At 63.6% G+C, this 22,529-nt stretch carries 24 protein-coding genes, 2 tRNA genes and 1 pseudogene; 8 read left to right on the top strand and 19 right to left on the bottom strand.

All coding sequences use genetic code 11. The features are described 5' to 3' along the window. Positions 1-23 precede the first annotated feature (23 nt). From B2W55_RS27600 to B2W55_RS27625, 5 genes are all read right to left on the bottom strand, one after another. Positions 24-2,609, bottom strand: coding sequence for a tetratricopeptide repeat protein (locus B2W55_RS27600; RefSeq protein WP_024578348.1), 2,586 nt, complete (start codon positions 2,607-2,609; stop codon positions 24-26). A 511-nt stretch (positions 2,610-3,120) separates the two neighbouring features. After that, positions 3,121-3,197: transfer RNA gene (locus B2W55_RS27610), tRNA-Pro, on the bottom strand. 84 nt (positions 3,198-3,281) lie between these two features. After that, entirely contained in the window at positions 3,282-3,761 is a 480-nt protein-coding gene (locus tag B2W55_RS27615; RefSeq protein ID WP_024578349.1) for a DUF192 domain-containing protein, read from the bottom strand. A gap of 204 nt (positions 3,762-3,965) precedes the next feature. Then, the gene (locus tag B2W55_RS27620) at positions 3,966-4,631 is read right to left on the bottom strand and encodes a cold-shock protein (protein ID WP_024578350.1); all 666 of its coding nucleotides are present in this window, start codon (positions 4,629-4,631) and stop codon (positions 3,966-3,968) included. A gap of 210 nt (positions 4,632-4,841) precedes the next feature. Next, complete coding sequence (locus B2W55_RS27625) at positions 4,842-5,558, bottom strand: SIR2 family NAD-dependent protein deacylase (RefSeq protein ID WP_043855419.1); 717 nt, start codon at positions 5,556-5,558, stop codon at positions 4,842-4,844. Positions 5,559-5,859: 301 nt separating this feature from the next. Here B2W55_RS27625 and B2W55_RS27630 point away from each other — a divergent pair, with 301 nt between their 5' ends. Beyond that, positions 5,860-6,021, top strand: a complete 162-nt coding sequence (locus tag B2W55_RS27630) for a hypothetical protein (protein WP_168200214.1) — start codon at positions 5,860-5,862, stop codon at positions 6,019-6,021. Positions 6,022-6,104: 83 nt separating this feature from the next. Here the strand turns inward: B2W55_RS27630 and B2W55_RS27635 are convergent, their stop codons facing one another. Beyond that, on the bottom strand, positions 6,105-6,392 hold the full coding sequence (locus B2W55_RS27635; RefSeq protein ID WP_024578352.1) for a hypothetical protein: 288 nt from the start codon (positions 6,390-6,392) through the stop codon (positions 6,105-6,107). 301 nt (positions 6,393-6,693) lie between these two features. Continuing rightward, positions 6,694-6,879 carry a hypothetical protein gene (locus B2W55_RS27640; protein WP_029878676.1) on the bottom strand — a complete coding sequence of 62 codons (186 nt, stop codon included), beginning with the start codon at positions 6,877-6,879 and terminating at the stop codon, positions 6,694-6,696. Positions 6,880-7,349: 470 nt separating this feature from the next. Here B2W55_RS27640 and B2W55_RS27645 point away from each other — a divergent pair, with 470 nt between their 5' ends. From B2W55_RS27645 to B2W55_RS27655, 3 genes are all read left to right on the top strand, one after another. Beyond that, the gene (locus tag B2W55_RS27645) at positions 7,350-7,523 is read left to right on the top strand and encodes a hypothetical protein (protein ID WP_157817213.1); all 174 of its coding nucleotides are present in this window, start codon (positions 7,350-7,352) and stop codon (positions 7,521-7,523) included. Positions 7,524-8,146: 623 nt separating this feature from the next. Then, the gene (locus tag B2W55_RS27650; RefSeq protein ID WP_024578353.1) at positions 8,147-8,599 is read left to right on the top strand and encodes a VOC family protein; all 453 of its coding nucleotides are present in this window, start codon (positions 8,147-8,149) and stop codon (positions 8,597-8,599) included. Between the two features lie 350 nt (positions 8,600-8,949). Continuing rightward, positions 8,950-9,591, top strand: a complete 642-nt coding sequence (locus B2W55_RS27655) for a glutathione S-transferase family protein (protein WP_024578354.1) — start codon at positions 8,950-8,952, stop codon at positions 9,589-9,591. A 12-nt stretch (positions 9,592-9,603) separates the two neighbouring features. Here B2W55_RS27655 and B2W55_RS27660 read toward each other — a convergent pair whose 3' ends face one another. Both B2W55_RS27660 and B2W55_RS27665 read right to left on the bottom strand, forming a co-directional pair. Then, positions 9,604-9,849 carry a porin gene (locus tag B2W55_RS27660; protein WP_024578355.1) on the bottom strand — a complete coding sequence of 82 codons (246 nt, stop codon included), beginning with the start codon at positions 9,847-9,849 and terminating at the stop codon, positions 9,604-9,606. 85 nt (positions 9,850-9,934) lie between these two features. Beyond that, positions 9,935-10,192 carry a PilZ domain-containing protein gene (locus tag B2W55_RS27665; protein WP_024578356.1) on the bottom strand — a complete coding sequence of 86 codons (258 nt, stop codon included), beginning with the start codon at positions 10,190-10,192 and terminating at the stop codon, positions 9,935-9,937. 340 nt (positions 10,193-10,532) lie between these two features. On the opposite strand from B2W55_RS27665, the gene B2W55_RS27670 reads away from it, so the two are divergent. Continuing rightward, the gene (locus B2W55_RS27670; protein ID WP_024578357.1) at positions 10,533-11,444 is read left to right on the top strand and encodes a LysR family transcriptional regulator; all 912 of its coding nucleotides are present in this window, start codon (positions 10,533-10,535) and stop codon (positions 11,442-11,444) included. 91 nt (positions 11,445-11,535) lie between these two features. On the opposite strand, the gene B2W55_RS27675 is transcribed toward B2W55_RS27670, so the two are convergent. The 5 genes and pseudogenes from B2W55_RS27675 to B2W55_RS27695 form a co-directional block, all read right to left on the bottom strand. Beyond that, positions 11,536-12,519 carry a choice-of-anchor A family protein gene (locus B2W55_RS27675; protein WP_024578358.1) on the bottom strand — a complete coding sequence of 328 codons (984 nt, stop codon included), beginning with the start codon at positions 12,517-12,519 and terminating at the stop codon, positions 11,536-11,538. Further along, the gene (locus B2W55_RS27680) at positions 12,516-13,118 is read right to left on the bottom strand and encodes a PEPxxWA-CTERM sorting domain-containing protein (protein ID WP_024578359.1); all 603 of its coding nucleotides are present in this window, start codon (positions 13,116-13,118) and stop codon (positions 12,516-12,518) included. The genes B2W55_RS27675 and B2W55_RS27680 overlap by 4 nt, the downstream gene beginning before the upstream one ends. Before the next feature lie 270 nt (positions 13,119-13,388). Further along, positions 13,389-13,499: pseudogene (locus B2W55_RS34285) on the bottom strand (PEPxxWA-CTERM sorting domain-containing protein); the annotation flags it as partial. A gap of 835 nt (positions 13,500-14,334) precedes the next feature. Next, positions 14,335-14,409 (bottom strand) — tRNA-Glu (locus B2W55_RS27690). A 434-nt stretch (positions 14,410-14,843) separates the two neighbouring features. Next, positions 14,844-15,191 (bottom strand): hypothetical protein, encoded by a 348-nt coding sequence (locus tag B2W55_RS27695; RefSeq protein ID WP_145987263.1) that lies wholly within the window; start codon positions 15,189-15,191, stop codon positions 14,844-14,846. Positions 15,192-15,359: 168 nt separating this feature from the next. Between B2W55_RS27695 and B2W55_RS27700 the strand changes: the two genes are divergently transcribed. Further along, positions 15,360-16,601, top strand: coding sequence for a Zn-dependent hydrolase (locus B2W55_RS27700; protein ID WP_024578362.1), 1,242 nt, complete (start codon positions 15,360-15,362; stop codon positions 16,599-16,601). Here B2W55_RS27700 and B2W55_RS27705 read toward each other — a convergent pair. Further along, positions 16,598-16,819, bottom strand: a complete 222-nt coding sequence (locus tag B2W55_RS27705) for a DUF2061 domain-containing protein (protein WP_024578363.1) — start codon at positions 16,817-16,819, stop codon at positions 16,598-16,600. The two genes, B2W55_RS27700 and B2W55_RS27705, sit on opposite strands and share 4 nt — an antisense overlap. 180 nt (positions 16,820-16,999) lie before the next feature. Between B2W55_RS27705 and B2W55_RS27710 the strand changes: the two genes are divergently transcribed. Continuing rightward, on the top strand, positions 17,000-18,037 hold the full coding sequence (locus B2W55_RS27710; RefSeq protein WP_024578364.1) for a PrsW family glutamic-type intramembrane protease: 1,038 nt from the start codon (positions 17,000-17,002) through the stop codon (positions 18,035-18,037). 337 nt (positions 18,038-18,374) lie between these two features. Continuing rightward, complete coding sequence (locus B2W55_RS27715; protein ID WP_024578365.1) at positions 18,375-19,460, top strand: 3-deoxy-7-phosphoheptulonate synthase; 1,086 nt, start codon at positions 18,375-18,377, stop codon at positions 19,458-19,460. 64 nt (positions 19,461-19,524) lie between these two features. On the opposite strand, the gene B2W55_RS27720 is transcribed toward B2W55_RS27715, so the two are convergent. Genes B2W55_RS27720 through epmA form a run of 4 tightly spaced genes read right to left on the bottom strand, consistent with a single transcriptional unit; the run spans position 19,525 to position 22,174 of the window. After that, positions 19,525-19,791: a hypothetical protein gene (locus B2W55_RS27720; RefSeq protein ID WP_024578366.1), complete on the bottom strand. Its 267-nt coding sequence runs from the start codon at positions 19,789-19,791 to the stop codon at positions 19,525-19,527. Positions 19,792-19,813: 22 nt separating this feature from the next. Next, a complete protein-coding gene (locus tag B2W55_RS27725; RefSeq protein ID WP_244442097.1) occupies positions 19,814-20,104 on the bottom strand; it encodes a hypothetical protein in 291 nt (96 codons plus the stop codon). Next, entirely contained in the window at positions 20,034-21,125 is a 1,092-nt protein-coding gene (locus B2W55_RS27730; protein WP_024578368.1) for a lysine-2,3-aminomutase-like protein, read from the bottom strand. The genes B2W55_RS27725 and B2W55_RS27730 overlap by 71 nt, the downstream gene beginning before the upstream one ends. Further along, positions 21,122-22,174, bottom strand: coding sequence for an EF-P lysine aminoacylase EpmA (gene epmA / locus B2W55_RS27735; RefSeq protein ID WP_024578369.1), 1,053 nt, complete (start codon positions 22,172-22,174; stop codon positions 21,122-21,124). The genes B2W55_RS27730 and epmA overlap by 4 nt, the downstream gene beginning before the upstream one ends. Between the last annotated feature and the right edge of the window lie 355 nt (positions 22,175-22,529).

Below are 22,529 nucleotides of genomic sequence, written 5' to 3' on the forward strand. Positions count from 1 at the left end.
CCGGCCGGCGCGATCGTCGGCGCCTACTCGGCAACAATGATCATGTCCGGCGCGAGGCCGGCCTGGTACCGCTCGTGCATTGCGACGTAAGCCGCCTCGATCTGCCTGGTGAAACGCTTGGTATCGAACAGCGGCTTGGTCAGACGATTCTGCGCGAGCTTCTCCTTGAGCGCCTTGAGCGCTTCCGGATCTCGCGCGATGCCGATCGCCCGTTGCTCATATTCGCTGGCATCACGGGCAATCAATTCCGGCAAGCCGACCGCAGTGAGCAGGCTTGCGGCCACTCTGCCCGCGAGGGTGTCGCCAATCTGGGTCAGCACCGGCAAGCCTGCCCAGAGTGCGTCGCTCGCCGTCGTGTGAGCATTGAAAGGCAACGTATCCAGAAAAAGGTCCGCGCCGCGATGCCGGGCCAGATGATCCGCCAGCGAAGACATGCGCCTGGCGAAGACCAGCCGTTCGGCATCGACGCCGCGCAACGCCGCCTGCATCTTCAGATTGGCTGCGGCGGTGGTGCTGTCCTCACGGAGCCAAAGCACGCTGCCGGGCACTGCGGCCAGGATCCGCATCCAGCGATCGAACACGGCCGGCGTGATCTTGTAGAGGTTGTTGAAGCAGCAGAACACGACACCGTGCTCGGGAAGCCCGCATTCAGCCCGGGTGAACACCGTCTCCGATATGGCGCGCGTTGCATCGTTCGCCTGATAGCTGTGCGGAAGATACGCAATCTTTTCCGAGAAATTGCCCTGCTGCGAAGCCGGGATGATGGTTCGATCGGCGATGATGTAGTCGATGAAATCAGCGCCACTCGTGCCGGGATAACCGAGATAGCCGACCTGGATCGGTGCCGGCCGCTGCGCGAAGATGTTGGTGCGGCTGTTCCTGGTGAAGCCGTTCAGGTCGACCAGGATGTCGATCTCCGCGGCCCGGATCATCTGCGCAACCTCGACGTCGCTGAGCCGCGAGCAGTCGAGGAATGCTCCGAAGGCGCCTTCCAGCCGCCGGCGCATCGCAGACTCATTGGCGGGACCGATCGATATTGCCGTCGTGTCAAACCTCGACCGGTCGTGATGTTCGAACATCCCGGCCGTCAATTGCGCTACGGGATGGTCCTGAAAATCTGACGACACGTAGGCAATGCGGATGTTGTCGTGGTTGTAGATGTCTCCATTCCAGAGCGGGTTCTTGGCCGGCGGATGCCATTTGCCGACCCAACGCCGCACGTAATCATACTGGTCTTTGCTCGACGAGGTGACGCCGACGAACGTGAAGGGATCGGTATGCGACTTGTTGTTCCGGGCCGAGTCGATCACCCGAGCGAAGTCGGCTTCAAAACTGTCCCAATCGCAAAGATGCGTTTTCAATTGCAAACGGACTCCTTCGAGACCCACCAGATCGGGCTTGAGCGCCAACGCCTTGTCGTAGGCCTCGAGCGCTCGGTCATGACGCCCTGTTTCCATGAACACGTTGGCGCGACCGCACCATGCCTCGACCAGGTCGGGCTTGAGGGCAAGCGCCCTGTCCTGCGCGGCAAGGGCGTCGTCGGTGCGTCGCAGTTTGAGCAGCGCATTGCCAAGACCAAGCCACGCCCCGGCCAGATCGGGGTTGAGCGCGCGCGCCTTGTCGTAAGTCGCAAGCGCCTCGTCGAAGCGCTCCAGCTTGAGCAGCGAGAGGCCGCGACCGAGCCATGCATCGGCCAGATCTGGCTTGAGCTTCAACGCGCGCTCGCACGCGGCGAGCGCCTGATCATGACGCTCCAGTTCCACGAATGCGTTGCCGAGGCTGAGCCACGCCTGCACCAGATCGGGCTTCAGCGCCACAGCCTTGTCGTAGGGTGCAAGCGCCTCCTCGTGGCGCTCGAGCTTGACGAGCAGATTGCCGCGACCGAGCCACGCCTCGGCCAGGCTGGACTTCAGCGCCAGCGCCTTGTCGTATGCGGCGCCGGCCTCGTCGTATCGCTTGAGTTCGGTGAGCAGATTGCCGCGGCCGAGCCATGCCTCCGGCAGGTCGGGCTTGAGCGCCAGCACCTTGTCGAAAGCCACCAGCGCGTCGTCGAGCCGCGCCAGCCTGAACAGCACGTCGCCACGACCGAGCCACGCCTCGATCAGATCGGGCTTGACCGCGAGCGTCCTGTCGTAAGCGGCAAGGGCCTCGTCGAACCGCCCCACACTACCCAGGAGGTGACCGAGCCACGGTGCGGCCGCGCGAGGCTCGAGCGCGACGGACTTGTCGTAGGCGGCGAGCGCCTCGGTGTAACGCCCGAGCTTCGCATACGAATGGCAGCGGCCAAGCCAGGCCTCGGCCAGATCAGGCTTCACGACCAACGCCTTGTCATAGGCGGCAAGGGCCTTGTCGAAGCGCCCGAGGTTGGTCAGCAGATGACCGAGCCAAGGTCCGGCCAGGTCCGGCTTCAAGGCGATCGCCTTGTCGAAGGCGGCGAGCGCTTCGTCATGCCGCCCCATCGCCGCGAATGCATTGCCACGACCGAGCCATGCCTCGGCCAGATCGGGCTTGAGCGCCAGGGCCTTGTCGAACAGCGCGATCGCCTCGAGCGGCCTCCCGCCATTCATCGCATTGATGGCATTCTGGTATGTCTTCTTTGCCGCGCTCATCGTGCTTTCGCTAACCCTGTCTGAACAGTCCCGATCCTATCCGATCGGCGCGAACCGAGCGGCAGTCACGTGGAGCCGAAGTCGCGGCAAATGACGCCTGCATCCGTTCGGCGGTGCTCACGTGCCGTCCCGCGGATCCAACACGCATTATGTCCCCGCCGCTATTTGGCGCCGGGACACTAGCAGGCAACCTGAACGGAACAAGTTCCCGCACGCCCGCGAATTCCGCAACGCGGACGGCCTTTTTCATCGGACAGATTTGCGGAGCGCAGCCGCTCCGGCCCGGCGCAGCGTTGAACCTATTCCCGGTCAGGACGACTCATGGTCACTGGGGATTTCAGGGCCCAGTATTTCGGCGGCGCCGTCTGGACGAACATACTCCGTCCAGGCGGCGTTGTTGCGTCTGGCGAGACATTCTGGATCGCGACGAGTCCCCGGCGGAGGCACGATGCGCGCAGTCGCGCGCCACCGGCGCAGGTGCGACGGCAAGGTCTGAAACCGTGCGATGGGATGGTCGGGGCAGCTGGATTCGAACCAACGACCTGCAGTACCCAAAACTGCCGCGCTACCAGGCTGCGCTATACCCCGACATTTCCGAGAGGCCCCGTGGATACACGCTTCAGCCAGCGCCAGCAAGGCGCCGGAGCGGGGCTTCCCGAGGCGAAATCGGCACTAACGGCTGCCGAACAGCGGGTGGGCGACCCGGTCGCCGGGCTGGATGCCGTATTTCTGCGCGGTCCCGGCGATCACCTCGAGGACGCCCTTGGCCAGTCCCCGCGACGGAATGATCCTGGTCGACATCGGCTCGGTGTTTTCCGCGATGCGCAGGATGCGCCCGTCGGCGCGGATGAAGATCATGTCGAGCGAGATGTAGGTGTTCTTCATCCACATCGACACTTCCTGCTCCGGCGAGAAGTCGAACAGCATGCCTTTGCCGTCCGCGAGCTCCTTCCGGTACATCAGGCCGGTCTCCTTCTCCTCCTCCGTGGTCGCCATTTCGACCGAGAACACGTGCACGCCCGATTTGGTGACGATCTCGAGCGGCTGCACGCTGGCGGCCTGTGCCGCGGGGCCCAGCAGCGTACCGGCAATGATGACGAGGGAGGCCACCAGCCACGGACGCAGCCGGCCAACAACACGATCGAAATACATCGACAAATACTCACACCGGAGAAGATTTTCCGGGCGGACCCTAACCCGATGATTGCGGCAAATGCCAGAGGCCAGAGGGCTCGCCGTTGGCTCACGTTTCCGTCAGGGCGAGCGACCGGAGGTCTCGTTTGAGCATGATCTCCGCGCAAACGCATTCCGCACTTGTCGCGAGGGATAACCGCTTCGCACCTTTCCGGATCATGCTCAGTGCGATGACAGTGCCGACGGACCGGTCTCGGGGTGGATCTCGGCGGCCATCATGCCCTTGGAGCCCGGCCCGAACCGCACCAGCACATATTGGCCAGGGCGCAGCTCGGTCATGCCGAAGCGCCGCAGCGTCTCCATATGCACGAAGATGTCGGGGGTACCCTCCCCGCAGGTCACGAAGCCGAAGCCGCGCAGCCGGTTGAACCACTTGACCTGCGCGCGCTCCAGCCCACTGGTCGCGGTCACCGTGACATGGGTGCGCGGCGGCAGCATCTGTGCCGGATGGATCGCCGTCGACTCGTCCATCGAGACGATGCGGAAGGCCTGATAGCCCTTGGCACGCTGAACACATTCGACGACGAGGCGTGCGCCCTCATAGGCGGTCTGAAAGCCGTCCCTCCGCAGCACCGTCACGTGCAGCAGGATGTCCGGCCAGCCATTGTCGGGGACGATGAAGCCGTATCCCTTCGAGGCGTCAAACCATTTGATGACGCCGGAGACTTCAACGAGGTTGGCTGCGGCGTCACCGAGGCCAGAGAAGGCATCCATCGCCGCATCGCGCGACGCACTGCCGCCGTATTCGCTTTGTGCAATTCTACCTTGCCCAACTCCGCCGATCGGCGGTCCGCCGAGCTTCTTGGACTCAAATCCGTCCGACCCCATGACCCCGGACCCCACACATCAAATGCAAATCGCCGTCGTTGCGGCGCACCCTCTGCACGCTGCTCTCCATGACCAACTCCGTGGTCGCTCATTTTGACGCTGCGCGAATCTCTCAACCAAAAGATAACACTCCCGCTTGCCGGGCATAGCTAAAAATCGATTCTTGCGGGAACTATGAACAGGCTTGCACAGCCGCGAATCAATCGGGCATCAATTGCCTACGAAAGGACCAAGCGTATCGCCGATGTCGTGGCGAATGACGAGATCGGCGACGTCGTCTTGATCGGTCGGCTCGTTGTTGATGATCGCGAGCCGCGCGCCGCTCTCCTTCGCCATCATCGGAAACCCCGCGGCCGGCCACACCATGAGCGACGATCCAATCGCCAGAAACAAGTCGCAATGCCTGGTGAGTTCCGCCGCGCGGCGCATTGCATCCTCGGGCATCGATTGCCCGAACGAGATCGTCGCGGTCTTCACCGGATCGCCGCAGTCTGCGCAGTCTGGCGCACGGCCGGCCTGGTCGAAGGCCCGCTTCACCCACGATAGGTCGTAGTCCTTGCCGCAGCCGATGCAGCGCGCGTAGGTGGTGTTGCCGTGCAGTTCGATCACGTCATCGGCCTTGAAGCCCGACGCCTGATGCAAATTGTCGATGTTCTGCGTGATGATGCCAGGAACCTTGCCTGCCCGGTAGAGCGAAGCCAGCGCGCGATGGCCGCGACCGGGCCTGGCGGCGGCGAACGTCGGTTCCATCGCGAAGCGGCGCCGCCAGGACTCGTCGCGCGCCTCCTGGCTGGCAACGAACTCGTCGAACGGGATCGGTCGGTTGCGGGTCCAGAGCCCGCCCGGCGAGCGGAAGTCGGGAATGCCACACTCGGTGGAGATGCCCGCGCCGGTGAAGGGCACGATCGACGACGCCTCAGCAATCATCTCGCCGAGTTGCTCGACACCGCTGCGCAAATCCTTTGCAATCGAGTCTTTTGCAATCACTGGAAATCATCCGGTTGGTCGTTGCGATTATAGCACGGCCAGAGCGATTGCGAGCTCAACCGTCATGCGCGGTCGAGTGAGACCGGGGCATCTTGAGCGACAATCCCCTGCTGCGGACAGGCCGCATCACCGGTTCAGCGCCTCAGCATCATCACAATCCTGCAATGCCGGCTCCGCATTGACGCCCGATTCGCTGACGTCAATGCGCCGCGGGACAGGACCACGATGAGAAGGATGGGCAATGACCGATCAGGAAGACCGCGCCGCGCGCGAGCGCGAGGAGATCGTCGCACGCGTTGCCAGCTTCAGAGCGACGCAGCAGAGATTCGAGCGTGATCGCCAGGAATATTACGACAGCACGCTGGGCAATGTCTGGAGTGGAATTCAGCGCAAGAGCGCTTGATGCGGTGCCCGGTCGCGCATGATCACACCATGACCCCCGATTGAGAAAGCCCGGAGCGATGCGCTCCGGGCTCGTCGTCGTCGTTACCAATAGTGCCGGTAATAGTAGTGCCGATAGTACGGACCGCGATAATAGGCGTAGGGTCCGGGACCGTAGTAGCCATAACGCGGACCATAATAACCCGGGTAGTAGCCCGACCCGTAGTACGGACCATAAGCGCCATACGCCGCCCCGGCGGCGCCCGCGGCGAGCGCGCCGGCGGCCAGACCGAAAGCCAGTCCGGGTCCGATACCGCGCGCCTGCGCCGGCGCGCTGACCATCGTTGCGCCGACGGTCGCAACCGTCGCCAACACTGCCAGTACCTTTTTCATACGCAACCTCCTCATGTCGTTCGGTGCACCAACGCGGGCGCGATGGGATGGTTGCAGCGAGGCTATTGGCCGCCGCACTCGCTTCGGTTCCGCAGTCATGCGATTGCGCAAAGCTACCATCGGTTAGCGCGGGAACAAAAACACAACCATAGGGATTAGCTTGGGGTGAGCGAGGTTGGCATCGATGCCGGCGTGGATGGAATTGCTGCTGAACGTGATGGGCTTTGCCGGATTTGTCGGCATCGCCATGTATCACAAGCGCCCGGACGGGAAGCTGCCGGACTGAGCGTCGGCAGCGGCCTCAGTTCGCCTTCCGCGCCTCGCCAGCCGTTCGAACCAGCCGGTCCGCCTTCACCAGCACCTTGCCGCTGTCCGGCTGTGGCCGAAGCCAGAAGCTGATCCCAACGAAGACCGCACAGAACAGCAGGCCCGCCACCATCACCCGTCGGTGGGTCGGTCGGTCCGCGTTGTGGAACGATGGCATCATGGCAGTCACCTGCGACCATCCCTAGCGCAACCACAGATAGTGACAACAGGACGCTGCTCTTAACCTAACCAGGTAGGGTTAGCGGTGGGCTGGTAGGGTTGGAGCGGGAGTTCCGGCCGCACGCTGCGGCAGCGATCCACAGACTATCCCGGGCTTGTCCGCAGCAAATTCACAGCGGCCACGGCGCTTTTTGCGGAGCAATATGCGCGTCTTGCTGCGCACTCGTCCACAGCCTGCCGGCACACAGGCGTCCGTCGGCTTCTTGATGGTCCACTGGAAGCTCGGCCGCGGGTTCCGACGAGCACGACCTCGCCATCGCTGATTGTGCCCGATAACCCACTCGCCACCTCCTGCACGGCAAACCAGCGGCCGAACGACGGGATCGGATTCGCGCCGAATGCGCCGCACCGGGGAGCTTACAAATCGTTAAGATCCCCCTGACAAGGTTCGACGGCTGGAGGGAGAGAGCCATGCTGGTTTACCCCGTACCTGCCGAAGTGACGCAAGCCAGAGTGCAACTCGTCGTCGATCAGACCGCGAAGGCACAGCCCCGCATCATCAGCGAGGATGTGCTTGACGTCTTCGCGGCCAAGAACCAGGCCGACCGCGACGCCGTCGAGACCATCCTCGATATCAAGGTCTGAGCGCGACACCGCGCGATCCGACCCGCGAGCTCCCGTCGCAGGTTTCTTTGCCGTGAACCTTTTGCGCAGTGCGAAGACATACCGGCACTGGGGATTTCAGGGCCCGGCATTCGGCACAGCGCTGTGGGACAAACACACTTCGTCTACGCGACGCTGTTGCATTTTGTAGATTCAACCTTAAGTTTGGTGCCGAACAGTTGACGGCTCACGCCCTGAGAGATCCCCAGTCCGTCAGCTGGGAAAGCCCCGCATCCAGCCTGCGGGGCTTTCTTTTTTCCGAGCGTAGGAACCTCTCGGTCCGAACACCGTTATGTGAGCGGTTGCCGGCACGATCTCCCCAAGGCCGGTCGGCATCAGACCTCGCGAGCCCGCTCGCGGGGTTTTGCGTTTTAGAGGAGGTCCAACCTCGCGCGTCCTTGATTGGAAGTGATGAGCGATCGATGGGATAGAGAGGATGCCTCCAAGGCACGACCACAAGCCCCGTTCCGGCGCCGCAGCCGGGCGGGGCTTTATCGCATCCGATCCTGCGCGAGCCCCCTGCCCGGCGTCGGGTTTTGCTGCTAATTCATTGGCCGTCTCGCCCCAGGGGCCAAACAATATCTGAATCCGCAGGAGGATGAATAATGCGCTATCTCCACACCATGCTGCGCGTCCGCAATCTCGATGTCGCGATGAAGTTCTATCAGGACGCGCTCGGACTGAAGGAAGTGCGCCGCATCGACAATGACAAGGGCCGCTTCACGCTGGTGTTTCTCTGCGCGGAGGAAGACCTCCATCTGCTCAAGTCGCAGCCGCAGACCCGCGGCGCACCGCTGGTCGAGCTGACCTACAATTGGGACGAGGAAAAGTACGGCGAGGACCGCCATTTCGGCCATCTCGCCTACGAGGTCGACGACATCTACGCCACCTGCGAGAGGCTGATGAAGCTCGGCGTCACCATCAATCGTCCGCCGCGCGACGGCAACATGGCGTTCGTGCGGTCGCCCGATCTACACTCGATCGAGATCCTGCAAAAGGGCGAGCCGAAGGCGCCCGCCGAGCCATGGGCCTCGATGCAGAACACTGGCCACTGGTGAACGCTGCCTCGCATCCGTCCCGATCTGCTTTCCGCGCCTCATCCGGAGGCCGAACGATCGTTAGGAACATGCCGCCACCGCTGACGTTGCCCCCTCACCAAGAGGAATGCGAGGAGGCAATGAGATGGGAAAAGGAATTTTGCTTTGGCTGTTGGGCGTGCCGATTCCGGTGATCATCGTGCTGTGGTTGTTGTTCGGGCGCTGATCGTATCTTGATGCGCCATGCATGAGCGTGAGGCTCTGCCGCACTGCGGCGGAGCCTGTTTTTTGCTCTCGATACAATTCATCCCGCGCTTTTCTCCGGCTATTCCTCTAAGAACGCGCAAAGCGCAACCGCGGGAAGAAACGTGATGGACAGCAAGCCGCAACTGACGATCTGGGGCCGGGCCAACTCGGTCAATGTACAGAAGGTTCTCTGGTGCCTCGCCGAGCTCGACGTGCCCTATCAGCGCATCGATGCCGGCATGCAGTTCGGCCGGAACGACCAGCCCGACTATCTCGCGATGAATCCGAACGGGCGCATCCCGACGCTGGTCGAGGGCGACTACGTGCTGTGGGAATCCAATTCGGTGATGCGCTATCTCTGCATGGCGCATGGCCAGGGCTCACCGGTCTATCCGCAGGCGCCGAAGGCGCGCGCCGCCGTCGACCGCTGGCTCGACTGGACGCTGTCGACGCTGCAGCCGGTCGACCGCCCGGTATTCTGGGCGCTGGTGCGCACGCCGCCCGAGAAGCGTGACATGGTCCAGATCCAGAAGGACGCCGATGCGGAAGGCATCGTGTGGCGGGTCGTCGAGGCGCAACTCGCCAGCCGCCGCTTCGTCGAGGGCGATCAGTTCACGATCGCCGACATCGCGCTCGGCACTTTTGCGCGGCGCTGGCTCGGCGTCGAGGGCGTGACGAAGCCGACACTGCCCAATCTCGAGCGCTGGTTCGGCGAGATCGCGCAGCGGCCGGGCTTCGTCCGCTTCGTGGCGCCACCGATGTCGTGAGCGTCGGGCCGCTCAGCGACCGCCGGAGACGACGCCGTCGACGCGAATGGCGCCGCCGAGCTTCACGCAGGTGTCGGAGCCCTCGACCTTGACGAAGCCCGGTCCATACGACGCACAGGCGTTGCTCCGGGTCGCGGACTTGGACGACAGGGTTTTCCCGGCATCGGGCGGCGTCCGAAGATTCCAGCGGTCGCCCTGCTGCGCGGACGCGGCGGCAGGAATCAGGACGGCGATGACGGCGAAGCAGGTCGTGCGCATTAGAACTTCTTAACGCGTGTCGCGGGATCAGGCCAGCGCATGACGCGATCGGGCAGAACCGTCGAAAGACCGACGTAGTCAGGCTTCAGCGCACGAACCGGACGCCGAAGGTCTTGCCTTCGCGCCACACCACCTCGCAGGCGCGCCCGGTGCGGGCGTCCCGCGAAAACGCCAGCCGCAGCTTGGCCGGCAGCGTGTTGTTGTCCTGGACGGTGATCTTTGCGCCGGACGAGGAAATGTCCTCGACCACGCAAGGCCGCGCGGCGAAGCCGCCGTCGAGCGTGATCCAGCCGGACTGACGCAACGATTTGCGCGTTTCGCGCTTCCTGGTCCCAAGAGCCATCACTTCATCCCCAAGGTTCAGCCCTACCGCCGTTGGCTTTACAAAGGGTTGCGAAATATCAGCGGTTTGCAGCGATTCCGGAACGGCGAGCACGCCGCCCTGCAAACTTCAACCAAAACAGACCTTTGGCGCGCGGAATCGACAGCCGCGACGTGCGTTGCGCGCTCGATCCAGCAGCACGAAGTGTCGATCTCGGTGACGGCTGCAAACCACGTTCGTTCATCTTGTTCCCAGAAGGAGGGTGGGAACCAAATGAAATGTTCGGTATCTAGGGGCTTTCATTGCCCTGCCCCCGGCCCGCCAGCAACCGACCAACAGGCGGAAAGTCGTTTGAGCCACGATGGCGTTCAACCTCCGCAAGATCGACCTCAATTTGCTCGTGATCTTCGAGGCGCTCTACGCCACGGGCAGCACCGGGCGTGCCGCCGAGCGGCTCGGCATGAGCCAACCCGCGGTGTCCAATGCACTTGGCCGGCTGCGCGACCTGATCGGCGATCAGCTCTTCGTGCGGGATACGCGCGGACTGAAGCCGACCAGCAAATCCAACGAGATCATCCGCCCCGTGCGCGAGGCGCTGGGCGTGATCGGTAGCCAGCTCATCACCTCTGACTCGATCGATCTCTCGACCTACCAGCGGCAGTTTCGGGTCATCATCGCCGATCCCTTCGAGCCGATCCTGATGCCGCCTATCGTGCGCGCCATCACCACCGAGGCGCCGGGTATCGAGATCGAATGCGTGCAGGCCACCGCGAGATTTGCCGAGGATATCCGCGACGGCGGGATCGATCTTGCCTGCTTTGCTTTTCCGATCGACAGCAAGGACATCGTCACGCAGGTGCTATGTCCGATCGAGCTCGTCATCCTGAGCCGACGCGATCACCCTGGAATTAAGAAGCCGCTCGACATCGACACCCTGCGCCGGCTGCCGCAAATCGCGATCGGCCGCGAGCTGCGCGGCTTCACCGGCGTCGACAAGAAGCTGATCGCCGCCGACACCGCCCGCCGCACGCCCTATATGGTCGGCAAGATCTGGTCGATGGCACCGATGATCGAGCGCACCGACCTGATCGGCTTCCTGCCGCGCCGCTTCGCCAACGAGATCGCTCGGAACTTCGATCTCGACATCCACGAAGTTCCGATGAAGCTACCCGAGCAGCATGCCTATCTGATGTGGCATGTGAGCAGCGAACGCGATCCCGGCCATAAGTGGCTTCGCGACTCGATCATGCAAGCGATCCAGACCGATCCGTAGAGCGGAGCCCATCGCTTGAGCGTGAGCTCCCCGGGAAAGCCACCCTGCTCTTCCCGCGTCGTGCCTGGAGCAAACTGGGTTCTGGTTGGATCTAGCCGAACTGCGCTTTGGCATCGACGCCGGAGCGGCGCTCGCTCTTGATCCGGCGACAGGACGCCAAGCCGAGACCAGCGAAACCAAGCAACAGCATTGTCCAGGTAGAAGCTTCGGGAACGGACCCGACCGAATTCAGATAGCTGGCGTCAGTGAGGGTCTTGAAGTGCAGTTCGCCGTTGCCTTGGAACGAGGCGGCGAACAGCGTCCCATCGATCGGGCTGGAGCTTGACACGGTTGCGTTGGGAGCAAGAACGGTGCCGCCGAATTCGACGCCGAAGTTGAGGCTCGTCGCGTCGTAGAAATTCCACAATATGTCCGACGCGTAGTTGCTGTCGTTGAAGTTTCCCGACCCAGTGGAAAAGTTTCCGTCGACGTTGACGACCAACAGCTTTGCGCCGTTGAGGTCGAAGGTCGGATTGCTGACCTGCTCCAGCTGGGCGGCAGTGATATTGATCACGGCGACACCGTTCACCGGCTGGGCGGTAAAGATAGAGCTGTTCTGCGAAATGATGGCGAGACCGGACGCCCCAGTTGTCGCCATCTTGGAGAGCGCGCTCGAGACCTGCGTCAGCTGCCCCGCAATCGAGCTGTAACTGTAGGGAAAGGCGTAATTGGAGGTAACCTTGCTGGCACCCGAGAACGTCGCGTTCTGCGAACCTCCGACATGCACCGTCAGATTGTTGACGTTGTACGGGCCGCCGGAGGCATTTCCGTAGATGTTGACCCCACCGTAGCCCGATAGCGAAGAGGCCGTCGGTTGATAACCCTGGGTATCGAATGTCGTGCTCGGGCCCGACAGATTGCCGCCGATCATCACCGCTCCGACGGTGTCGGACTGTGAGCTGTTGGTGACGATCGCGTTGAAGTTGGTCAACAGATCGCTCGTGAGCGGGAGCGCTGCGGCAGGTCGGGTTGCACCTGCCGCAAGGAGCGCGGCAATCAACCAGGCACGGGACATCTTCATGAAGCCCTCGATCAAATCAGTTGTCCGAGCAGCGGCCGGTTGCGCTTACGACGAGCCAGAAAGCCCAGTCCGCAGAAGCCGAGGATCATCATGACCCAAGTGGCAGGCTCCGGGACCGCAGCGGTCAAAATGGTCCCGTTGGTTCCGAACGCGATCGAGGCGGGCGAGCCCGTACTATGGGATGCGCCGGCCACAGGGTAGTCGTCGTCGATCTCTCCAAAAGAAAACAGGATGAGATCCGCCTGGCCATCGTTGGAAAAGAGTAGCAAGGAATGCCCGCTCGGACCGAAATTGCCGTCAAAATTGAATATGAGATTGCTGCCGACCGCTTCCAGGACGTTACTTCCGCTGAAAGACATGTTCGAAAGCTTGTCCGCGACGTGAGTTCCGATGGTCAGACTGAAAGCCAGGATATCGGACTTCGACAGTGCGCCGGTCTTTCCATTGGTGTCGATATAGCCGGTCGTCGTGATCGTATTTCCCGTGGTGTCATCGGTCACGGCGATGTCGACGGTGTAACGCTCGGTAACCACTGACGCCGTTGCGCTCGAGGCACCGACACATAGCAGGGCCAATCCTGCGACAATCGATCCAAAATTCAGCAATAACTTCATTTGAACACCCGCCTCAAAAAATAGTCGCATCAGTCGGGCCTGTTGCGGCCCGTCAACGCGTCAGACTTTCGCCAGTTTGGTTTTAGGAGGACGGCGGGGGCGGTGTGAAATGGATAATTAATATACTCCGAATTCAGGAACCTGATTGGCTCAGCGGCAAGCGACCAACGGAAGGCGGCGCCACGAGCCTCGCCGACCTCGCCTCCCTGATCCGGAAAACAAAAAGACCGCCCGAAGGCGGTCTTGTTATCAACGCCGATCAGCTGAGGATCAGGCCGCGCTCAGCGCATTGCGCCGCCGATAGGCCAGGAAGCCGAGTCCGGAGAAGCCCAGGATCATCATCGCCCAGGTCGAAGGCTCGGGGACCGCGGAGATCGTGGTGGAGAAGAAGGCCTGCCCGGTGTTGTCGCCGCTGCCCCAGATCCACTGCGCATTCGTGCTGATGCCCGCGATCGGCCCGCCATACGCGCCGGTCCAGATGTTGGCGCCGCCATTGCTGCTGTCACCCGCCTGCAAGGCAGCCGCTCCGGACGGAGTGCTCCAGGACGAGCCGGCGGTGACCGTCTGGGCGCGCCAGGCGGCATCCGTCGACGTCAGGAGCGTGGCTGAACCGTTGCCGAACAGTCCACCGCCGAGCAGGTTGAACTGACCCAGGATGGCGTTCGGATTGCTGCCGCTCGACGGCGTCGTGGTGTGATCGGAATCCGAGGCGTAGTTCTCCGCCACGATGTGCAGGTACCAGGTCCCGGCGCCGAGGTTCAGGCTGAACGACTGCGGGTTGCGCCAGTCAACGCCGGTGCCGCCGGGGGTGATCAGTGTGCCGAGCGTGGAGTCGCTCGAGCTGATGTAAGCCTGAAATCCGTTGTCCGCGGTCAGCACGCCGGTGAGGGTCGAGGCATTCGCCGCAGGCGCGGCAATCGCCGCAGCCATCACTAGTCCGAGCGCAACCTGGCGCAACATCGCATGCTCCCAATGGATTAAAAATCTCGCGCAGGCTTCTAATCAGGGGCAAAAGAGTCGGTCAAGCGACGGGTTAAATTAAACATTAATTTCAACCGCCCGCAGCATATCAAAACGACGTCGATTAAATGTGCATCTGGTTCGCCGCGCAGCCGCCGACGGAACTCCCCTGCCGCGTCATGCCCGCATGCATGGGCATTGAACGCAGTCACGTTGGACGGGCTCGCGGCTCGGATGGGATATGCGTTGGAAACATTGGCGCTCCCTAGCGGAATCGAACCGCTCTCTCCACCGTGAAAGGGTGGCGTCCTAACCGATAGACGAAGGGAGCAAAACTCCCGGCAGATCAATACGTTAGACGTGAGATGCGCCGGACTGGTCATGACCGTCAACGATCGCGACGGGCGAACGTATAGTGGCGATTGGCCGGTCGGGCAAGCGTTCAGAACGCTTTTCCGGGGATGCCGCCTACCTGCAGGACAATCCGGCCTCGATCGAGGTCCAGAAACCACAATGCGACGGCACATGGGCATGCGCCCGCGAACCGCCGGCGTGAATCAGGATTGCGGCGGCAAGCGCGACGACGACGGCGGGGATGAGGAATCGACGGAACGACATGGGCCTGCGCATCAAACGATATCGTGGCCTAACTAAGGCCAGCGCACGGGATGAACATCCAGCGCTCGCGCGACACCGTTCGCGGTTAGTCCCTGCGCAAACGAGATCCGCGGCTTTCGCAGTGAACTGCCTCGCGGCTTGGGCGCGCTAGTGATTGGCTGCGCTTGCGACATCCTGGCGATTGTTCGGCTGCGCCGCCGGCGCCTGCTTGATGCAGGTGCTGCAAATCACGAGCTTGCGCGCCAGCCGATCGTCGGCGTCCGCTTCCGACACTTGTACGTCAGACGTCTCGGCCACCGCCGGCGACGTATTCCGCGCATGGCGTCGCGGCTGCGGCAGATTGGGATCCTGTCCGGCACCATCCCACGCCAGCGGGCCGGTTCCCGGCGCCGGCGTGGACATGCTGTATTGCTGCGAATATTGCGCACAGGCACCGAGCGCGATCGGAAGAAACAACACGGCGGCCTTACGAGCCCAGTTCCGGAATGCAGACATGATCACACTCACACGCTATTCGTACCGCGACATCAGTACTGCGACCTAAGAGCAGAACCGCTAAGAAATCGTTTGCCTTGTTTGGTTCGTCGCATCCGACCGCGACGGCATCAAGACGGGATTGCGGCGCCAACGCGCCGTCGAACACGCTAGTCCGGAGTCCAACCAATGCCCGCCATCAACCATCGCTTCGACGGCAAGCGCGTGCTCGCCGATCTCAACGCGCTACGCGCGATCGGCGCCTACAAAAGCGGTGTGCACAAGCCGACATTCTCGGAACCGCATCTGCGCTCGCTCGACTGGCTTGCGGCACGCCTGCCCGATGCGGACCTCACCGCAACCATCGACGGGATCGGCAACGTGTTCGGCAGCAGCACAAAGGCGGGACCAAAGCTGCTCGCAGGCTCGCATCTCGAGAGCCAGAACCATGCCGGCTGGCTCGATGGACCGCTCGGCGTGATCTATGCGTTGGAAGCCGCGCGCGTCATCAACCGCGATCCCGGCATCAACGGCGCGGTCGAAGTCGCCGCCTGGTGCGACGAGGAAGGCCATTTCGGCAGTTTCCTCGGCAGCCGCTCGTTCGCCGGCGCAGTGAGCGAGGCCGACATCGATGCCGCGCGCGACCGCTCGAGCGGCCGCGCGATGCGACAGGCATTGCAGGATGCAGGCTTTGCCGGCCGCCCTCGCCTCACCGCCGAGGCTTCCCGCCATATCGGCTATCTCGAAGCCCATATCGAGCAAGGCGACACGCTGGAAAGCAGCGGGCTCAAGATCGGCGTCGTCACCTCCATCGTCGGTATCTGGCAGTTCCGCATCACCTTCACCGGTGCGCAGAACCATGCCGGCACCACGCGGATGGCGGTGCGCAAGGATGCGGGCCTGGCGCTGGCGCGGTTCTGCGTCGCGATCGACGACAGCTTCCCTGCCCTGTGCGGACCGCGCACGGTGTGGACCACTGGCCGCATCACGCTGGACCCGGGCGCGCCCAGCATCATCCCCGGCGGCGCCGAGATGCTGTTCCAGATCCGCGACGACAATCCCGAGGTGATCGCGCGTCTCGAGCAACATCTGCATCGTCTGGCGGCCGAGGCCACCGCGCAGGGCGGCTGCGGCGTGCAGGTCGAGCGCATTCGCACCGGCGTGCCCGCGATGATGACGCCGGCATTCCAGGATGCGATCGAGGCGGCCAGCGCGACCTGCGCCGGCGGCAAATCGATCCGCATGCCCAGCGGCGCCGGTCACGACGCGCAGGTGCTTGCCACGCTCATGCCGGCGGCGATGCTGTTCGTGCCGTCGATCGGCGGCATCAGCCACCACTGGAGCGAGAACACCGACGATGCCGATATCGTCACGGGCGCCGAGGTGTTCGTGGAAACCTGCCGCCGCCTGCTGACGCAAGCGGCGTGCTAACCGGTGCGTCGTCCGAACGGAACCACGGCCCAGGCCCGCTCGTGCAGATAGTACCAGGCGATCTTGGTCACGATCTCGAGCCCGGCGATCGAGCCGGCGAGCGCAACCTTGCCGGTCATGAACCAACTGATGGCGAACGTATCGAGCGTCCCGAGCGTCCGCCAGCTGACGGCCTTGAGGATCGATCGCGTATGACTCTCTGCTGCGCGTAAATGCACCCGGTAACGTCTCCCGTCTGATCAAGCACTTCTACCATGCCGTTCATCGGCGCGCTCGCGTCCGCCTCCGCCGGAATTAGCCAAACGTGAACTCCCAACCGCGCGTCCGCCGCCGCCGACCACCTTGCAAAGTGCTGGGTTTGTGGCCATTTTTGCCGTTCACGAGAACAGATTGAGCCCATGTTGTTGCTTGAGTCGCTTCCGACAGTGATCGGCGCCGCCGCGATCGCCCCCGCGCTGCTGGTGCTGTGGCTGGTGATCGCCGCCGACGAGCGCCCCGGACCTCCGGTTCAGGTATGGCTTGCCTTCGTGCTCGGCGCGGCCAGCATCTCGCTGCTCGGACTGGCGCGAATCCCCTTCAATGCGCTGCTCGCCATTCCCGACAATCCCTGGGCGACGCAGGCAGTGCGCGCGGCATTCGGGGTCGCGGCGCCGGAGGAGATCGTCAAGGTGCTGGTCATCGTCGCGATCTCGACGCGGCGCCGTGCCTTCGCCGACCCGATGGACACAGTGGTCTATGGTGCGGCCGCGGGCCTCGGATTTGCGGCTTACGAGAACCTCGCCTATCTCGTCCAGCACAAGGACATGTGGCGCGCGCTGGCAGCGCTGCGCAGCGTGCTGACCGTGCCGTTCCACGGCGCGCTCGGCATCATCGCCGGCGCCTACCTGGCGATCGCGCGCTCCGGCGGCGCGCTCGGCGCCTATCGCGGCCATCGCGACTGGGCGCGCATCACCAACTGGGCGCTGGTGCTGGTCGCACCGGTCGCGCTGCATGCGGCGTTCGATTTTCCGCTGCTGGCGCTCCAGCGCATTCCGGATCTCAGCTCGACGACGCGGCTGCTGCTCGGTTCGGCCAGCGTCCTGATCGGTTTCTCCTCGATCGGCTTCGCGATCCGCCTGGTGCGGCGCCTCGGCAAGCATCACGCGCCGCGCACAGACATCGCGCGCGAGCGGCTCAGCCAGTTGCGGCGGATGTGGGCGGTGCTGCTGATCGGCGGCGGGACCGGCTTTGCCGGGGTCTGTTTCCTGCTCACCTCGCTGCACCACTGGTACGTCAACCCCGAGCGCGACGCGTCGTTCATCCTGATCCCGATCGGCTTCACCTCGATCCTGATCGGGCTGGCGCTCCTGGTCGCGACCACCGCCGTCTACTTCTTCGGCCGCAACCGGATGCGAACCGCCTCGGAAGGTCTTCCGGCCGCGCCGGGCCAGAGCTAGGACGGGCGCGCGTCGACGTGGCCCTTTTGCGCAACCGGAATAAGCTTGCCGACACACTCCGATTTGCTGATCGGCATGGCGTTGGCGGCGTGCAACACCTGACGGCGAACCGCGGCGGGGTTGCATTTGGGGGGTGACATCCCCAAATCCCTGCGCTATAGAGCCGCCCCATGATCACCGTCGCCACCAGCTATTTTTGGTACTTTAGCTACGACAACTCGCTGGCGGCAGGAGGATCGCGCTCAATCTGAATAATTGCAGCAAACATCCAAAACAAGCCGCCAGACCTGGCGGCTTTTTTGTGTGCCGGCAGGTCCGAAATCCAAAGGAGCCAGCCGTGTTGAGTACGACAGACGATCTTCGCATCAAGGAATTGAAAGAGCTGAGTACGCCTGAAGAGGTGATGCGGGAGGTCCCGCGCACCCTGACGGCGACCCGCGTCGTGATGGGCGCCCGCAACGCCATCCACGCGATCCTCAATGGCACCGATGACCGCCTGCTGGTCGTCGTCGGCCCCTGCTCCATCCACGATCCCGCGGCGGCCGTCGATTACGCCGAGCGCCTCGCCGGCCTGCGCGAACAGTTAGCCGACCGCCTCGAGATCGTGATGCGGGTCTATTTCGAGAAGCCGCGCACCACCGTCGGCTGGAAGGGGCTGATCAACGATCCCGGCCTCGACGGCAGCTTCGACATCAACAAGGGCCTGCGGCTCGCCCGCAACGTGCTCTCGGCGGTGAACAATCTCGGCTTGCCGGCCGGCACCGAATTCCTCGACATGACGACGCCGCAATACATCGCCGACCTGGTCTCCTGGGCCGCGATCGGCGCGCGCACCACCGAAAGCCAGATCCATCGCGAACTGGCGTCCGGCCTGTCGTGCCCGGTCGGCTTCAAGAACAGCACCGACGGTGGCGTGCGGATCGCGGCGGACGCGGTGCAGTCGGCCTCGCACCCGCATCACTTCATGGCGGTCACCAAGGGCGGCCGTTCGGCGATTGCTGCCACCAGCGGCAACGAGGATTGCCACGTCATCCTGCGTGGCGGCCGGGTGCCGAACTATGATGCAGCAAGCGTCGATGCCGCCGCCGCCGAGCTCGGCCGCGCCGGTGTCGCAGCGCGGTTGATGATCGACACCAGCCACGCCAACAGCAGCAAGAAGCCGGAGAAGCAGCCCGCGGTTGCGGCCGACATTGCGCAGCAGGTGGCAGGCGGTGAAGCACGCATCATCGGCGTGATGATCGAAAGCAATCTCGTCGCCGGACGCCAGGACGTCGTACCGGGCAAGCCACTGACCTACGGCCAGAGCATCACCGACGGCTGCATCGATCTGGAAACGACCGCTGACGTATTGAAGCAGCTGGCCGATGCCGTCGACGCAAGACGCAGCGTGCGGCGCGACGGCTTGCAGGAGCGTTCGGCCTGACACGGCCGAACCGATTGAGCGTTGCCGGCGGAGCTGTCGCGCTCCGCCGGCGTCTCACGGGAGGTCAACACCCGCGGCAGATGCTCTTGATCTTCTTGTCGAGCGCCGCGTCTTCCTTGTTCGCCGTATTGTTCGGATCGCTGATGTTCTTTTCGTTGGGTATGTCGCCGCGGCGGGGCTGACGATGTCCAATCGGCGCTTCCGGCACCCCGGAATTCTTCTGCACGGAGGACGATCCACCTTGCTGCTGCGCCCAAGCCGGGGACATTCCAACCTGGGACGCTCCAGCCGCAACCAACATCAGAGCCATCACCAAAACTGTCTTCCGCATCTCGCGTCTCCGCTTCTCAACCCTATCGCGCCCGTTCCGGCACTTCGACGGTAGCACAGTTGCGTCGCCCCTGCGCTGCGCAATCCTGCACCTTCCGTATATCGGCCATCGCACCAAGGAGCCAGATTCCCGCGCCGACCAGCAGCGCAAACATGCCGAACATCACAGCATTTTCGATGCTGCGGCTGCCGCCGTCCTCGGGCGGCTCCTGCGCTCCGTCCCCGGCCCCGCCCATATCCGCCTCAAGATTGCGGCGGATAAAGATGAACCTCGCCGCAATAATCGACGATACGGTATCGTCGTTCCGCGGCATCTTCACGTTCGCGGGAAGCCGGCTGCGACAAATAGGTCGGGCCGATCGGCGCCTTGCCGTGGCCGCCGGGGATGTCGAGGACATAATCGGGCTGACACAGGCCCGAGACGCGCCCGCGCAAGGCCCGCATCAAGTCCTGCCCGGCTTCGATCGTCGTGCGCAAATGTGCGGTGCCTGGCGCAAGGTCGCCGTGATGCAGGTAATACGGCTTGATCCGGCACCCGACGAAGGCGCGCATCAACGCCGTCAGCGTCGCCACATCGTCGTTGACGCCGCGCAGCAGGACGGACTGGCTGACCAATGGAATACCGGCATCGGCAAGCCGCGCACATGCCGCACGGGCATTGGCGCTCAGTTCGCGGGGGTGGTTGGCGTGGATCGCGATCCAGGTCGTCGCGCCCTCCACCCGCAACGCCGCGATCATATCGGGATTGATGCGCACGGGATCGGCGATCGGAACACGGGTGTGGATGCGGATGATCTTCACATGATCGATGCCGGCGAGATCGGTCATGATCTCGGTCAACCGGCGCGGCGACAGCATCAGCGGATCGCCGCCGGTCAGGATGACTTCCCAGATATCTGGATGGGTACGGATGTAATCGAGCGCCGCGCCGTAGGCGTCGTCGGACAAGGCCGTGGCCTTTCCCGGTCCGACCATTTCGCGCCGGAAACAGAACCGGCAATAGACCGCGCAGACATGAACGAGCTTGAACAGCACCCGGTCCGGATAGCGATGCACGATCCCGGCGATCGGCGAATGCGCATCGTCGCCGATCGGGTCGACGTTCTCGCCGGGCTGCTCGACGAGTTCGTCAGCACTCGGGATGAACTGTCGCGCGATCGGGTCGGCCGGATCGGCGGGATCAATCAACGCGACGAGTTCAGGTGTCACCGCGACCGCGTAGCGCGCAGCGACCTGTTCGAGCTCGGCAAGGGCAGCGACCGGCGCGAGACCAGCCTCGACCAGCTCGTGCGGCTGGCGCAGGGTCGCCGCCAGTTTCGGATCGATCCTGTTCATGTCTCTCCTGCAGGCGGGGTCCAGACCACCTGATCAATTCGCGGCGCGCCGCTCGCCAGCATCACCAGCCGGTCGAAGCCGAGCGCAACGCCGCTGGCTTCCGGCATCTGGCCGACCGCGGCGAGAAAGTCATCGTCGAGCGGATAGCGCTCGCCGTAGCGGCGGGCCTTCTGGTCCATCGCCGCGGTGAAACGATGGCGCTGCTCGGCCGCGTCGGTCAGCTCGCCAAAGCCGTTGGCGAGCTCGACGCCGCAGGCATAGACCTCGAAACGCTCGGCTACGCGTGGGTCGCCCGCCTTGGCGCGCGCCAGCGCGGCCTCCGGCGACGGGTATTCGAACAGCACCGTCAGTTGGCCCTGACCGAGATTGGGCTCGACATGCTCGACCAGCACCTTGCTGAAGATGTCCGACCAGGTGTCGTCATCTGAAATCCGCACCCGCGCGTGCGCGGCCGCCGCCAGCGCGGCACGGTCGCCCTCGCCGTCCGAGATCGTCGCCAGCAGATCGATGCCGGCAAAGCGTTCGAAAGCCGCCGCGACCGTCAGCAGCTCCGGCTCGGCAAACGGATCGGCAATCTTGCCGCGGAATGAAAACCGCCCGATTCCGGTCGCCTGCGCCGCGTGGGCGATCACCACGATTGTATCGGCCATGATGGCGTCATAGCCGGCATTGGCGCGGTACCATTCCAGCATGGTGAATTCGGGCAGATGCAGATCGCCGCGCTCGCGATCGCGGAACACGCGCGCGAATTCGTAGATCTTGGGCTCGCCGGCCGCGAGCAGCTTCTTGCAGGCGAACTCCGGCGAGGTGCGCAGATAACGTGTCGCACGCGCGCCGTCGGCCTGCCGGAGCTCGGTCCGCGGGGCGTGCAGATGCGTCTCATTGCCCGGCGATACCTGTAGAATCGCGGTCTCGACCTCGGCAAATCCCTGCTCCTCGAACCACGCCCGGAGCGCTCGCGTGATTGCGGTCCGCGCCTGCAAGAACGGCCTGCGGTCAGCGTAGCGCCGCGGCATCCACCACGGCGAGGGCTGGTCGTGCCCCGTCATCGCCAACGGGTCCGCTTGGATTCGACATCAACAAGCCTCCACCCCCGCTCAGGAGTCGGGCATAACCAGTTGATTCGAAGCAGATTCATGGTCGGCACGGCGTTGGTCACCGGAATAGGCGGCGAAGCTGATCCCTTCTTGTCGAAAGATGCCGGCCTTGTCCATGCGCCACCACGGCCGAACCGGGGGCGGATGGCACGATTCGGCCCGGAAATTGGGCCAATCCGGGGCGGCAGGGACGGCTGCCAAACTGCCGAATTGGACCGCAAAAGACTGGCATCTCAGGGACAAATCAGTATGTTGCAGCCCGAAATCGCCGCCACGGCCGAGGGGCTGCCGGTCCGGTTTGCGCCCC

The sequence above is a fragment of the Bradyrhizobium sp. UBA2491 genome (genome assembly GCF_002341725.1).
GTDB lineage: Bacteria > Pseudomonadota > Alphaproteobacteria > Rhizobiales > Xanthobacteraceae > Bradyrhizobium.

Bases quoted from the DNA above. Each gene is read 5' to 3' on its own strand.
- B2W55_RS27600 (WP_024578348.1), bottom strand. From the start codon at position 2,609: ATGAGCGCGGCAAAGAAGACATACCAGAATGCCATCAATGCGATGAAT.
- B2W55_RS27615 (WP_024578349.1), bottom strand. From the start codon at position 3,761: ATGTATTTCGATCGTGTTGTTGGCCGGCTGCGTCCGTGGCTGGTGGCC.
- B2W55_RS27620 (WP_024578350.1), bottom strand. From the start codon at position 4,631: ATGGGGTCGGACGGATTTGAGTCCAAGAAGCTCGGCGGACCGCCGATC.
- B2W55_RS27625 (WP_043855419.1), bottom strand. From the start codon at position 5,558: ATGATTGCTGAGGCGTCGTCGATCGTGCCCTTCACCGGCGCGGGCATC.
- B2W55_RS27630 (WP_168200214.1), top strand. From the start codon at position 5,860: ATGACCGATCAGGAAGACCGCGCCGCGCGCGAGCGCGAGGAGATCGTC.
- B2W55_RS27635 (WP_024578352.1), bottom strand. From the start codon at position 6,392: ATGAAAAAGGTACTGGCAGTGTTGGCGACGGTTGCGACCGTCGGCGCA.
- B2W55_RS27640 (WP_029878676.1), bottom strand. From the start codon at position 6,879: ATGATGCCATCGTTCCACAACGCGGACCGACCGACCCACCGACGGGTG.
- B2W55_RS27645 (WP_157817213.1), top strand. From the start codon at position 7,350: ATGCTGGTTTACCCCGTACCTGCCGAAGTGACGCAAGCCAGAGTGCAA.
- B2W55_RS27650 (WP_024578353.1), top strand. From the start codon at position 8,147: ATGCGCTATCTCCACACCATGCTGCGCGTCCGCAATCTCGATGTCGCG.
- B2W55_RS27655 (WP_024578354.1), top strand. From the start codon at position 8,950: ATGGACAGCAAGCCGCAACTGACGATCTGGGGCCGGGCCAACTCGGTC.
- B2W55_RS27660 (WP_024578355.1), bottom strand. From the start codon at position 9,849: ATGCGCACGACCTGCTTCGCCGTCATCGCCGTCCTGATTCCTGCCGCC.
- B2W55_RS27665 (WP_024578356.1), bottom strand. From the start codon at position 10,192: ATGGCTCTTGGGACCAGGAAGCGCGAAACGCGCAAATCGTTGCGTCAG.
- B2W55_RS27670 (WP_024578357.1), top strand. From the start codon at position 10,533: ATGGCGTTCAACCTCCGCAAGATCGACCTCAATTTGCTCGTGATCTTC.
- B2W55_RS27680 (WP_024578359.1), bottom strand. From the start codon at position 13,118: ATGAAGTTATTGCTGAATTTTGGATCGATTGTCGCAGGATTGGCCCTG.
- B2W55_RS27695 (WP_145987263.1), bottom strand. From the start codon at position 15,191: ATGTCTGCATTCCGGAACTGGGCTCGTAAGGCCGCCGTGTTGTTTCTT.
- B2W55_RS27700 (WP_024578362.1), top strand. From the start codon at position 15,360: ATGCCCGCCATCAACCATCGCTTCGACGGCAAGCGCGTGCTCGCCGAT.
- B2W55_RS27710 (WP_024578364.1), top strand. From the start codon at position 17,000: ATGTTGTTGCTTGAGTCGCTTCCGACAGTGATCGGCGCCGCCGCGATC.
- B2W55_RS27720 (WP_024578366.1), bottom strand. From the start codon at position 19,791: ATGCGGAAGACAGTTTTGGTGATGGCTCTGATGTTGGTTGCGGCTGGA.
- B2W55_RS27725 (WP_244442097.1), bottom strand. From the start codon at position 20,104: ATGCCGCGGAACGACGATACCGTATCGTCGATTATTGCGGCGAGGTTC.
- B2W55_RS27730 (WP_024578368.1), bottom strand. From the start codon at position 21,125: ATGAACAGGATCGATCCGAAACTGGCGGCGACCCTGCGCCAGCCGCAC.
- epmA (WP_024578369.1), bottom strand. From the start codon at position 22,174: ATGACGGGGCACGACCAGCCCTCGCCGTGGTGGATGCCGCGGCGCTAC.